This window comes from Macrococcus sp. CoH-51_TC_04, from assembly GCF_058188655.1.
Genome location: NZ_JBVGOY010000012.1, coordinates 55,706 through 68,492, shown reverse-complemented (window position 1 = coordinate 68,492; position 12,787 = coordinate 55,706). Strand labels below are relative to the sequence as shown.

Annotated in this window: 11 protein-coding genes, 1 tRNA gene and 1 other RNA gene; 1 reads left to right on the top strand and 12 read right to left on the bottom strand. The window is 36.6% G+C overall.

The annotated features are described in order from the left end of the window. Positions 1–281: 281 nt before the first annotated feature. The 10 genes from ACZ2V4_RS10350 to ACZ2V4_RS10305 form a co-directional block, all read right to left on the bottom strand. Positions 282–1,133, bottom strand: coding sequence for a patatin-like phospholipase family protein (locus ACZ2V4_RS10350; protein ID WP_419895192.1), 852 nt, complete (start codon positions 1,131–1,133; stop codon positions 282–284). Between the two features lie 240 nt (positions 1,134–1,373). Then, positions 1,374–1,970, bottom strand: coding sequence for a recombination mediator RecR (recR, locus tag ACZ2V4_RS10345; protein ID WP_120786360.1), 597 nt, complete (start codon positions 1,968–1,970; stop codon positions 1,374–1,376). Between the two features lies 1 nt (position 1,971). Then, positions 1,972–2,292, bottom strand: a complete 321-nt coding sequence (locus ACZ2V4_RS10340; RefSeq protein ID WP_086043586.1) for a YbaB/EbfC family nucleoid-associated protein — start codon at positions 2,290–2,292, stop codon at positions 1,972–1,974. Positions 2,293–2,308: 16 nt separating this feature from the next. Then, positions 2,309–3,949: a DNA polymerase III subunit gamma/tau gene (dnaX, locus tag ACZ2V4_RS10335; protein WP_419895193.1), complete on the bottom strand. Its 1,641-nt coding sequence runs from the start codon at positions 3,947–3,949 to the stop codon at positions 2,309–2,311. 156 nt (positions 3,950–4,105) lie between these two features. Continuing rightward, positions 4,106–4,371: signal recognition particle sRNA large type (ffs, locus tag ACZ2V4_RS10330), an RNA gene on the bottom strand. Positions 4,372–4,422: 51 nt separating this feature from the next. Then, positions 4,423–5,160, bottom strand: coding sequence for a trehalose operon repressor (gene treR, locus ACZ2V4_RS10325; protein WP_490514828.1), 738 nt, complete (start codon positions 5,158–5,160; stop codon positions 4,423–4,425). A 40-nt stretch (positions 5,161–5,200) separates the two neighbouring features. Then, positions 5,201–6,838, bottom strand: a complete 1,638-nt coding sequence (gene treC, locus ACZ2V4_RS10320; RefSeq protein ID WP_490514827.1) for an alpha,alpha-phosphotrehalase — start codon at positions 6,836–6,838, stop codon at positions 5,201–5,203. A gap of 82 nt (positions 6,839–6,920) precedes the next feature. Next, positions 6,921–8,393, bottom strand: a complete 1,473-nt coding sequence (gene treP, locus ACZ2V4_RS10315) for a PTS system trehalose-specific EIIBC component (protein ID WP_120786356.1) — start codon at positions 8,391–8,393, stop codon at positions 6,921–6,923. A gap of 168 nt (positions 8,394–8,561) precedes the next feature. Next, positions 8,562–8,654 (bottom strand) — tRNA-Ser (locus tag ACZ2V4_RS10310). 63 nt (positions 8,655–8,717) lie between these two features. Further along, the gene (locus ACZ2V4_RS10305) at positions 8,718–9,086 is read right to left on the bottom strand and encodes a nuclear transport factor 2 family protein (RefSeq protein ID WP_283722009.1); all 369 of its coding nucleotides are present in this window, start codon (positions 9,084–9,086) and stop codon (positions 8,718–8,720) included. A gap of 394 nt (positions 9,087–9,480) precedes the next feature. On the opposite strand from ACZ2V4_RS10305, the gene ACZ2V4_RS10300 reads away from it, so the two are divergent. Further along, on the top strand, positions 9,481–9,660 hold the full coding sequence (locus ACZ2V4_RS10300) for a hypothetical protein (RefSeq protein ID WP_283722011.1): 180 nt from the start codon (positions 9,481–9,483) through the stop codon (positions 9,658–9,660). A gap of 41 nt (positions 9,661–9,701) precedes the next feature. On the opposite strand, the gene guaA is transcribed toward ACZ2V4_RS10300, so the two are convergent. Next, on the bottom strand, positions 9,702–11,243 hold the full coding sequence (gene guaA / locus ACZ2V4_RS10295; RefSeq protein ID WP_219493406.1) for a glutamine-hydrolyzing GMP synthase: 1,542 nt from the start codon (positions 11,241–11,243) through the stop codon (positions 9,702–9,704). A gap of 63 nt (positions 11,244–11,306) precedes the next feature. Beyond that, positions 11,307–12,776, bottom strand: coding sequence for an IMP dehydrogenase (guaB, locus tag ACZ2V4_RS10290; RefSeq protein ID WP_219494865.1), 1,470 nt, complete (start codon positions 12,774–12,776; stop codon positions 11,307–11,309). Between the last annotated feature and the right edge of the window lie 11 nt (positions 12,777–12,787).

Sequence of the window (12,787 nt, the reverse complement as noted above, 5' to 3'; positions counted from 1 at the left end):
CTCTTGGGAGTGAACTTAATCACTCAAATTATTGGAATTAACGTTGACATATTGTCATTCAGTTTTCAATGTTCATTGCGTTATTCTTTGCGTCTCACAAGATTTAATTATACTCTCTTGTTTTTCGAAAGTCAACAACTTTTTTTAAAAAGTTTTTTGTTGTCTTTCGAAGCGCTTGTCCTGTATGAATTATCTCTGCCGGACAAGATATAACTATACAGGGTTTTAAGCACTATAACAAGCATAAAAATTACACTTTCACTACTTTTTTTAAAAAGTTTTTACTTTTCTTTTGGATCGAGCCATCCTTTTATCTTAGGAAGTTGTTCTAGAGCATCATGATAGCCTAATTCGTACATTGCTGAAAGCTTATCGCGATTCTTTTCCATACGATCTACTTTTAAATCTTTAGATGGACGAATTACTATTGCATGCCCGCTTTTTTCCTGATTGTCTATATATTGCAACGTCTCATTATAAACTGCGGGGCGTTTCTGCATCGCTTCATCCACTTTCTTATACCCCTTTACTTTAAAGTATTTAGAAAGTCGGCTGGAACGTTTTACATATCCTTTCGGCCTAGTGAGTACGACTACATTATTGATCATGCCATCGCGCTGTGCCTTTCTTAAAGGTATCGGGTCTGTTACTCCACCATCTAATAGTTTCTTACCATCGTACTCTACTATTGGTGCCATTAGTGGCAAAGAACTTGAAGCTCGAAGAATCGTCATTAAGTCTTTTTTTAAATATGCTTTATTAAAATATTCCGTTTCTCCGGTTTCACAGTTAGTACATGCGATGACATATTCTCCTTTATATCGAAGAAACTCTTCCATATTGAACGGTACATATTCTCTTGGTATTTCATCAAAGATAAAATCCATTCCAAACATCTCTTTATTCTTTATATAGTTAGAAAGTGATAAGTAACGTTTGTCATCTAAAAAATCTAATGATACTTTCTTATTTCTTCCTTTCTGCTTTGAAAGATAAGATGCTGCCATATTCCCACCTGCTGAAACACCGATTACATAATTAAATTGAATACCATGCTCTAAAAAACAATCCAGGACTCCTGCAGTATATATACCTCTCATACCGCCGCCTTCTAATACTAATCCAGTTGTCATTTTATTCACCTCATTATAATTATTAATTATAACAGCCCATATGCAAAATTACTTATTGTAGTATCTATAATCTTTTAATATATTTGTCATGTAATGCAAATACATCAATCTTTACTTCATAATAACGTCTATATTGGGATGTTTAACGATATATCTAACATGGTTATTATCACTGATACTTAGGCACTATTCGAAAAAGCATCCCCAATCATTGATTGAGGATGCTTGTTCATGATTTCTCTAGATTTCCGTTCTTCCTGTTATTGCTTTGGATAACGTCACTTCATCCGCATACTCTAAATCTCCACCTACAGGTAAACCGTGCGCTAGACGTGTCACTTTAATTCCAATCGGTTTCACGAGTCTTGCAATATACATCGCCGTTGACTCACCTTCAATATTTGGGTTTGTTGCTAATATTAATTCCTGTACATGCTCATCACGCAATCTCGTGAGCAATGAAGGGACATTAATATCTTCAGGTCCAACGCCTTCCATCGGAGAAATCGCACCGTGCAGAACATGATACAGTCCTTTATACTCTCGCATCTTCTCCATGGCGATAACGTCTTTAGTTTCTTCTACTACACATATCATAGACTGATCACGCGTCTTATCTTCACATATATAACATGGATCTGTATCCGTAATATGTCCGCAGACTGAACAATACGTTAATTCACGCTTCACATCTACAAGTGCCTTCGCAAAACCTACTACATCGTCTTCTTTCATATCTAACACATGAAAGGCCAGACGACTTGCAGTTTTCGGGCCGATTCCAGGTAATTTCATAAAACTATCAATTAATTTAGAAATTGGTGCAGGATAATGCATATTACATCATTCCCGGAATGTTTAATCCTTTAGTATGTTGTCCTAAACGTTGCGCTGTGACATCATCCGCTTTAGATAATGCATCGTTTGTCGCAGCTAATACTAAGTCTTGTAACATTTCGATATCTTCTGGATCTACTACTTCTTCTTTGATAATTACATCAAGTACTTCTTTATGGCCTGAAACGACAACAGTAACCATGCCGCCACCAGCTGTTCCTTCAATTCTTTCTTCTTTTAATTTCTCTTGCTCTTCAGCCATCTTCTTTTGCATTTTTTGCATTTGTTTCATCATTTGTTGCATATTTCCGCCACCGCGCATAATTTATTCCTCCTAATTAATCTATAATGTTAATTGCATCTTTACCAAACAGGTTTTCTGCCTGAGTAACAATATCATCTTCCACAGGCTGCGTTTCCTGCTTTGGTTGCTTTTTATTCTCCAGATAATTATGTCTGACTTGCAGCCACTGAGAACCTGGCACTCCTACCATTTTAACTTGTTTTTCAATAATTGTGTATACTATTGACTCAATCTGTTCCCTTTTTGCGTCATCATTATTAACCATATCGCAATGAATTTCTTCGTCAAATTTAATTAATACGTGCGTGCTGCTTGCAGCAACAGGCTCAGAATTTTTTAGGAGGCTTACTAGCGCTTTCTTCCCCTCGTTTTCCACGTGCTGAATCAATGTATGCCAATTCTGCTTCAAATAGTTTAAATCCTGTCGATTTGCATGATCCAGCACCGTTTCAATTTGACGCATTGAAAATGCATTTTTCGAACGTTTTTGTTCTTTTTTTGGTCTGGACGCTTGCACGGGAGCACTTTGAATTCCACTTGCGACTTGCTTTTCAAGTTGTTGTAAACGCTTTTCTAAGTGCGAAGTATCAACTTGAACAACACTTTGTGTAGCACCTTGTCTACGTTTAATAAGTTCCGACAGTTTAACAATCAGCACCTCAAAGTGAACATTCGTATTTACTGCAAAACGCATAGATACTAATGTATCGTTTATTTTATCTATCATCTCATACAGTAATCCTATATCAAGCTGATAAATACTTTCGTCTCCTTTATTGTCTGCTGCATAATCCATAATAATATCTCTTAAAAAATAAATTAAATCATTTACTAAACGTGTCGTTTCTTTTCCTTCAGACAATAAGCGATGAAATTGTTTGAACGCTTCTTTAACGTCATGTGTGATTATATAATCCGTAAGTTCAAAGAAGTCTTCACGCCCTACACTTCCTGTGACACTATGGACATGTTCTAAAGTCAATGCCTCAGTTCCAAATGCAATTGCCTGATCAAGTATACTCAGCGCATCCCGCATACCACCTTCAGCAGTTGTCGCAATAAAATTCAAGGCATCTTCATCATACTTAATCTCTTCTGTTCGACAGACGTAAGCAAGGTGTTCAGCGATATCATTAACAGAAATTGCTTTAAAATCAAACCGTTGGCATCTTGAAATAATTGTCGCAGGAATCTTATGTGGTTCCGTTGTAGCAAGAATAAAAACAGCATGAGCAGGTGGTTCTTCTAATGTCTTCAATAATGCATTGAATGCACCTGTTGTCAGCATATGAACTTCGTCGATAATGTAGACTTTATATGTAGATTCACCTGGTGCATATTTTACTTTATCTCTTATATTACGAATTTCATCAACACCGTTATTACTCGCAGCATCAATCTCAATGACATCTGAGTTTGTTCCTTTCGTAATTGAGACACACGTATCACAAGAATTACACGGCTCGCCATCTGTACTCACGGTACAATTAATGGCTTTTGCAAATATCTTAGCGATACTTGTCTTGCCTGTTCCTCTCGGACCATTAAATAAATAGGCGTGGGAAATCTTATTCTTTTGAATTGCATTCTTTAATGTCGTAGTAACATGTTTTTGTCCGACAACCTCTTCGAATGACTGAGATCTGAACACTCTATATAACGCTTGATAACTCAAAAGGGTTCCCTCCAAAAATATAATAATATTAATTATAACATTGAAAATATCAGCATCATATAAAAACGATAATGATATTCTGAGTATATTAAAAAAAGTACCGAAACAATTGTTCCGATACTTTATCTATAATAAATGTATTATTTTAAATTAAAACCGTGCACCTTCGCTTCGAATAACAAGCACAAGCGTTACCTAAATCGACAGCTCAAGAACGGCTGCCCTAGCCACATACAAATGACCACTTAATGCTGCTTCCTTCCGGACCTGACATGATTCGTGGGTTTATATTGACTAGGACCGCTCTCTCAACACTACGTGTTCAGGTCAGACCTCACAACTCATTACCCTCAGCAAAGGAATTAGGTCTTACCTAAGCGGATTGTAAGTACAGGGAACCGCTACCTCCCCACTTAGCACGGCAAAGTTAATAATACTATATTTCTCATAGTTATTGCAACTATTTCGTTATACTATTTTCTTATCGTACGTCTTGAGAAGTCTACAAATTTAAACTCACTCGCTCTATGCTTGGATACATTGTATTGGAATGCAGACGCATCTTCCAAGTGTACAACCGAACGAACAACCGCTGCATATGGGGGCATAGTTTCTTTAAACAATTCAAGATCATCGTCTGTCATAGGCTCAAAAGTAATTGCTTTCTTCGAATATGAGATTAAAAGTCCTAGTCGTTTCTCAATATAATCATAGATTGAGTGCTGTGCTATTTCCTCATTTAATCCTGGCATCATCGATTTAATGAAATAATCAGTATCAATAATATTAACACGCTCTTTATCTCTTCTACTTCGTACTACACGATACAACTCTGTATCATCGCCTAAATTCAAAGCTTCTTGAACAGATTTATGATCTTTTGCTCTTACAGTTTCAAAAGATTCTACAACCGTATTATAATCCATATTCAATGAATGCTTAATTTCTTCGAAGCTGATGAGTTGAGAAACAGGGAAATTCATTGCTTGATTATAAATAACTATTGAACCTTTTCCTTTTAACTTTTGTATATAACCATTAGTTTGAAGCAGGCTCAATGCTTTACGTACTGTTTCTCTTGATACACCATAACTTTGTACGAGCAAGTTTTCGGAAGGTAGTTGTGCACCTTCTTTATATTCTCCGTTGATGATCTTTCCGCTTAAGTCCTGATAGATCTTTCTGTACTTATTGCTGTTCAATTCTTTCACCTCTATATCTAAAATATTGTTTTCAGATTAGGGAAATGCATTATCGAAGAATGGCAAATGCTTGATACGGCTTTATTTTATGCGATACATTATCGTTATTTGTTATTAGCACTTCGCCTTCTAGATCAAATGATACTGGTAGTTCTGCAGGTTCTTCACTAAAGTTTGCAACAACAAATAAAATTTGATTACCCAGTGTTCTCTCATAAACAAATAACTGTTTATGTTCTTCTAATAACGGTTTCACTTCTCCATAAGTTATTATATCTCGTTCATGTCTTAATTTTATCAGTTTTTGGTAAGTATAGAAGATAGAATTTTCATCTTTTAAAGCTTTCTCAACGTTTATCTGTTGATAATTATCTGCGACCTTAATCCAAGGTTCATTCGTTGTAAACCCTGCATACTTACTATCATCCCATTGTACCGGAGACCTTGAATTATCTCTTGATTTATCTTGAAGCACCTTTAGAATCTCATTTTCTGAGCGTCCTTCTGCTTTCATGATTTGATAAGCATTTAATGACTCTACATCACGATAATCTTCTATACTATTTAAATAGAGATTTGTCATACCAATCTCTTCTCCTTGGTAGATATAAGGCGTACCTTGAAGCAAGTGCAGAACAATTGCCAGCATTTTTGCAGATTTCACGCGTTCTGCTTCCGTCTTGTCACTACCGAAACGACTTACAACACGAGGTTGATCGTGATTGCACCAGAATATCGCATTCCATCCATTCCCTTTTGAAATCCCCGTCTGCCAGTGAAATAATATACGCTTTAATTCTACAAAATCAAAGAGCATCGTCGTCCATTTTTCACCATTTTTATAATCAACTTTTAAATGATGAAAATTAAAGACACTGCTCAATTCTTGACGATCTGGCCTTGTATAGCGAATACAATGCTCCAATGTCGTGGAACTCATTTCGCCTACTGTCATAAATCCTTCTTTATCACCGAACGTATTGCGATTTAATTCATGCAGAAATTCATGTACTCGAGGGCCATCTGTATAAAATTCTTTACCTATCTTATCAGAATCTTTGAATGTCCCTTTTGAAATCAAATTAATAACATCAAACCTAAAGCCATCCATCCCAAAATCAATCCAGTAGTTAATCATATCGTAAATTTCTTTACGTAGCGATTCATTCTCCCAGTTCAAATCAGCCTGTGTCACATCGAACAGTCGTAAGTAATATTGTCCTGATAATTCATCGTATTGCCATGCATTACCCCCAAACTTGGATTCCCAGTTCGTTGGAGGGTTGTCTTTCGACCCATCTTTCCAAATATAATAATCTCGGTAAGGATTATCTTTAGATTTGCGTGATTCTACAAACCAATTATGATGGGTAGATGTATGATTGATGACAATATCAGACATGATCTTGATACCACGTGCATGGGCTTCATCTAACAAGCGCCTGAAATCCTCCTTAGTTCCAAATTCAGGATTAATCTCATAATAATCGCTAATATCGTAACCGTTATCGTTCATCGGGGAATGATAAACCGGAGTAAGCCATATATAATCAATACCTAGATGCTTTAAATAATCCAGTTTCTCGATAATTCCATTGATATCTCCTTGTCCATCTCCTGTTGTGTCGTTAAATGATTTAGGATAAATCTGATAGACAACCGACTTTCTCCAATCTGTTACCGCCATTGTATTACCCCTAACTTAAAGTATTTATATAATTTTATACCGAACAACATGTATTTACAAGTTGTTCGGTATAATGTAAGTCCTATAACTTTTTATCTGCAACAATCGGTTCTGCAATATCATCGCCCATCTTCTTCTTCGCAAAGTTTGAGAATACTAATGTTAAAATCATCGGCAATACCATCGCGATAAGCATACCGATTAAGAACGTGCCTTTAAACCCGCTATTAATACTCATAATACCAGGGACACCACCAACACCGACTTTACCCAATAGTTGCTGAGAACCAAATAATGCACCAACAAGACCCGTAGTTATTACTGCCGCAATAAATGGATATTTCAGTGGGATGTTTACACCAAACATTGCAGGCTCTGTTACACCTAACCATCCAGAAATACCTGAAGTAAATGCTAAACCTTGTTCTTTAACCATCTTCTTACGTTTATATAAGAACCATGCTGCAAACGCTGCAGACCCTTGAGAAATATTAGAAATTGCTAAGATTGGCCATAAATATGTTCCATCTAATTTAGAACTCATCAGCTGAAAGTCTACCGCTAAGAACATGTGATGTAACCCCGTGATCACAAGTGGAGCATAAACTAACCCATAAATTAATCCGCCTAACCATCCAGCTTGTTCAAAGATAAATTGAATTGCGCCAGTAATTTGGTTACCTAACCAGAATGCAACTGGCCCAATGATTATAAATGATAAGAAACCTACTAACAATAATGCAACAGGTCCTACGACTAACATCTTAATTGAATCATGTGCACGTTTATTTAAGAAACGCTCAACTTGTGCTAAACACCACGTTGCAATTAAGATTGGTAATACTTGGGCTGCATAGTTTAATTGTTGAACTTTCAATCCAAATACATCCCAAGTTGGAATTTCAACAAGTTTACCTGTTTTCGCATCCGCTAATCCGTATTGTGAAGCAAGTGCAGGGTTAACTAACACTAAACCTAATACTAATCCAAGAATCGGACTGCCCCCAAACACACGCATCGCACTCCAACCGATTAATGCAGGTAAGAAGTGGAATGGAGTTACAGCTATCAACTTGATGATTTCTGCAATACCTTTTATTTGTGGGTATACATCAACTACAGCTTTCCCTTTATAAATTGCACCAGCTTCTAATAATAAATTTGATAAACCAAGTAATAGACCCGCTGTTACGATCGCAGGAAGTAATGGAATAAATACATCACCTAATGTTTTTATCAACTTTTGAATCGGACTCATCTTCTCTGCTGCTGCTGTTTTAACTTCTTCTTTTGAACTCTCGCCGACACCCGTCTCATCTACAAATACTTTATATGCCTCGTCTACAGTACCAGGGCCGATAACAATTTGGAACTGGTTATTTGCTGCGAACGATCCTTTAACTAAACTAATTTTATCTAGAGCTGACTTATCTACTTTATTATCATCATCTAATACTAATCTTAATCTCGTAACACAATGCGTTGCGGCATTAACATTTTCTTTTCCACCAATGGCTTTTATAATATCTTTTACATCTTGTCTGTTGACTGCCATATGTTCCATCCCCTTTTCTTAATATGCTAACATTGTACTCTGTCTATACAAGTATGTAAAGGTTTTATGAAAGGGTTTTCAAAATACATTGACGATAGATATAAGTAAAAAAAGACCTTAACATAATGTTAAGGTCTTCAATATATAAAAGTTTAATTGTCAAAATAATGGCGGAGGAAGAGGGATTCGAACCCCCGCGAGCCGTTAAGCCCCTGTCGGTTTTCAAGACCGATCCCTTCAGCCGGACTTGGGTATTCCTCCAAATAAGACAATATCAATAATATAATATATCAAGGATGCTGTCAATAATTCACGATCAATATTTTAATACATTTTAGTCTCTATGTTACTAATCATCCATTCTTTTCCGAATTTCGCTAAAAATATCGTCAGTTCCAATGGCCAAACAATGCGATAGCCATCAGTTCTTGCATCCACTAAATTACGCGCAATAACACGTGCCGTTTTTTCTCTATAAATGATTTCCAGGAACTCTTCACGAACACTATAATATTTCATCGTTTCCGATTGAACAGCATGGAGCCATTCGCATTTCTTCTGCTTATACCCGGTAATATGTATAATATGACTGCCATCCATCATAATCCTATCGATTGAATGCGTATCCTTTTCAATCATACCATCGACCAACGTTCTATAAATCTCATGTAACTTTTTCTCCGTCATCGGCATAATATCGCTCCTATACAATATAAAAAATATTATAAATAAAGAGGCCAATTATGGCCTCTTTGTTATTCTTCTGACTTAATATCGGCAACAACCTCTGTTACTGCTTCAGCACAAGATATATGCCTATTATAATCATTCCTCTAATTAATATAACGATTAGCTGAAACTACTTTTACTCACTGCAGTAATTGTTGACTGTAATACGTTAATACCCTTCACATTAAAAATGAAACTACGTAAATTCTTAAATAAATCTTAATAATTCATTAAAATGATTTATATTCATCTTTTATACAAAGACATGTCAGTCTAGGATCATTAAGAAAAGAAACGTTTCACATGAAATAAACTATATCCCACCTTTTGTTATAATAAAGAAAACAGGAGGTGCCAAATGGAAATATTATTATTCGGACTCATGATCTTCATTATCTGTATCACAGCAAGTTATGTCACAGCTTTGTTAATCAATCGCTTCTCAAAGAATGAATATCGTTTTAATTTTAAATTTGCCGTGACAAATGCGTTGTTCTTTACAATCGCTTATTTGTTTATCATGTATTTTATGAAATAAAAGAATCCTTTAATCTTTATGATTAAAGGATTCTTTCTAATCTATTCCCACTCAATCGTGCTTGGTGGCTTAGATGTAATGTCATAGACAACGCGGTTAACGTGGTCTACTTCGTTTACGATACGGCTTGATACTTTCTGCAATACTTCCCAGTCGATTCTAGCGAAGTCACTTGTCATACCATCGATACTTGTTACGGCACGTACACCTACTGTATAGTCGTATGTTCTGTAGTCACCCATAACACCGACCGAACGGATATCAGGTAATACAGTGAAATACTGCCAGATGTCGCGTTCAAGACCTTCTTCGGCAATCACTTCTCTTAAAATCGCATCAGATTCACGTACGATTTCTAATTTTTCCTCGGTAATCTCACCTAATACACGAATTCCAAGTCCAGGACCTGGGAACGGCTGACGCCATACTAAGTGTTCAGGAATGCCTAATTCAATTCCTAACGCACGTACTTCATCTTTGAATAATGTATTCACAGGCTCGATTAATTCAAACTGCATATCTTCTGGTAGTCCACCAACGTTATGGTGTGATTTAATCGTTTGTGCAGTCTTTGTACCTGATTCAATAATATCTGTATAAAGAGTTCCTTGTGCTAAGAAATCAGCATCTTTTAATTTCGTTGCTTCTTCATCGAATAAGTATACGAACTCATTACCGATAATCTTACGTTTCTTCTCAGGATCAGATACCCCTGCTAATTTGCTCATGAAACGTTCTTTCGCATCAACGCGAATAATATTCATGTTAAATCCTTCACCGAACTGTTTCATCACCATATCGCCTTCACCTTTACGGAGTAAGCCATGGTCAACGAAGATACATGTTAACTGATCGCCGATTGCTTTATGGATTAATACTGCAACAACTGATGAATCTACGCCACCACTCATCGCACAGATAACTTTTCTATCTCCAACTTTTTCGCGAATCTTCTCGATTTCGATTTCGATGAAGTTTTCCATTGTCCATTCGCCTGTACACTTACAGATTTCACGGATGAAGTTACGTAATAAATCATTTCCGTATTCAGAATGACGTACTTCAGGATGGAATTGAACTCCATATAAATTACGTTCAGGGTTCTCAATCGCTGCATATTTACAGCTTGGTGAATGTGCAATGACATTAAAACCTTCAGGTAGGTTGATGACTTTATCGCTGTGACTCATCCATACTGTTTGTTCTTCTGGAAGTTTTGTAAATAATGAATGTGTCTCTGCTTTAATGACTGCTTTACCGTACTCACGTTCATTTGCACGCTCTACTGAACCTCCTAGTAATTTCGTCATTAACTGCATACCATAGCAAATCCCCATTACAGGTACACCTAAATTAAAGATTTCAGGATCTACCGTAAACGAACCTTCTTCATAAACTGAATTTGGCCCCCCTGAAAGAATGATTCCTTTAGGATTCATCTTTTTAATCTCTTCAATTGAAATTTCATGATCGTGAAGTTCTGAATAAACACCCATCTCACGAATACGTCGCGTGATCAACTGGTTATACTGACTTCCAAAATCAAGAACGAGTATGAGCTCTTGTTCAAATGCCATTTCCATAGTTTGTTCTCCTTTTAGTTAAGTTAAATTTATTATAATGTAATTTGCCGTTAGAAGATATTCTTACATTGAATAGTTTGGCGATTCTTTTGTAATTTGAACATCATGTGGATGGCTTTCTATTAAACCTGCACCTGTCATACGAATAAACATTGCTTCTTCACGTAATGCTTCTAAGTCTTTAGAACCTGTATAACCCATACCGCTTCTTAAACCACCCATTAGCTGATACACTGTATCTTGCAATGCACCTTTGTAAGCAATACGACCTTCAATACCTTCTGGAACAAATTTCTTAGCGTCTTTATCTTCTTGGAAGTAACGGTCTTTTGAACCTTTCTCCATAGCTCCAAGTGAACCCATGCCACGGTATACTTTGTACTGACGTCCTTGGAAGATTTCTGTATCTCCAGGTGATTCAGTTGTACCTGCAAGCAATGAACCTAGCATTACTGCATGCCCCCCTGCAGCTAACGCTTTTGCGATGTCACCTGAGAATTTAATACCACCATCTGCAATGATTGCTTTACCATGCTTTTTAGCTTCTGTCGCTGCCTCGTAAATTGCAGTAATTTGAGGTACACCGACACCTGCTACAACACGTGTCGTACAAATTGAACCTGGTCCAATTCCCACTTTAACAACGTCCGCACCTGCTTCAATTAATGCACGTGTACCTTCAGCTGTTGCTACATTACCAGCAATTAATGTCACTTCAGGAAAATGTTTCTTAAGTTCTGATACCATTTCTAATACACCTTTAGAATGACCGTGTGCTGTATCGATAACTAATGCGTCAGTTCCTGCTTCAACAAGTTTTGTGGCACGTGTAATCGTGTCTTTTGCAATACCTACTGCTGCTGCTACTAATAAACGTCCTTGCTCATCTTTTGCAGCATTAGGGAATTCAATGACTTTCTCGATATCTTTAATTGTGATAAGCCCTTTTAGCTGTCCAGATTCATTCACAATCGGTAATTTTTCAATTTTGTGACGTTGTAATATTTCTTCTGCTTGCTCTAATGTAGTACCTACTGGTGCCGTTACGAGTGCTTCACTTGTCATAACATCTGAAATTTTAATTGAATAATCTTCTATGAAACGAAGATCGCGGTTTGTGAGAATCCCTACAAGCTCCATATTTTCTGCACTGTTTACAATTGGCACACCAGAAATACGATATTTGCCCATTAAATGTTCAGCTGCAAATACTTGCTCATCAGGTGTCAGATAGAATGGATTAGTAATAACCCCATTTTCTGAACGCTTAACTTTTTGAACTTCGTCAGCCTGCTGCTCAATACTCATACTTTTATGAATAACACCTAAACCACCTTGGCGTGCCATAGCTATAGCCATTTTAGCTTCTGTAACAGTATCCATACCCGCTGATAATACTGGAATCTTTAAATTTAATCGTTCTGATAATGATACACTTAAATCGACAGTATGCGGTAATACCTCTGAATGACCTGGCACTAATAACACATCATCAAATGTTAAACCTTCTTTTTGAAATTTATTTTCCCACATATTCACTTTTA

What these genes read in the sequence shown, in the direction of transcription:
- ACZ2V4_RS10300 (WP_283722011.1), top strand. Translation starts at nt 9,481, where the DNA reads ATGGAAATATTATTATTCGGACTCATGATCTTCATTATCTGTATCACA.
- ACZ2V4_RS10350 (WP_419895192.1), bottom strand. Translation starts at nt 1,133, where the DNA reads ATGACAACTGGATTAGTATTAGAAGGCGGCGGTATGAGAGGTATATAT.
- recR (WP_120786360.1), bottom strand. Translation starts at nt 1,970, where the DNA reads ATGCATTATCCTGCACCAATTTCTAAATTAATTGATAGTTTTATGAAA.
- guaB (WP_219494865.1), bottom strand. Translation starts at nt 12,776, where the DNA reads ATGTGGGAAAATAAATTTCAAAAAGAAGGTTTAACATTTGATGATGTG.
- ACZ2V4_RS10340 (WP_086043586.1), bottom strand. Translation starts at nt 2,292, where the DNA reads ATGCGCGGTGGCGGAAATATGCAACAAATGATGAAACAAATGCAAAAA.
- treC (WP_490514827.1), bottom strand. Translation starts at nt 6,838, where the DNA reads ATGGCGGTAACAGATTGGAGAAAGTCGGTTGTCTATCAGATTTATCCT.
- treP (WP_120786356.1), bottom strand. Translation starts at nt 8,393, where the DNA reads ATGGCAGTCAACAGACAAGATGTAAAAGATATTATAAAAGCCATTGGT.
- ACZ2V4_RS10305 (WP_283722009.1), bottom strand. Translation starts at nt 9,086, where the DNA reads ATGCCGATGACGGAGAAAAAGTTACATGAGATTTATAGAACGTTGGTC.
- guaA (WP_219493406.1), bottom strand. Translation starts at nt 11,243, where the DNA reads ATGGAAATGGCATTTGAACAAGAGCTCATACTCGTTCTTGATTTTGGA.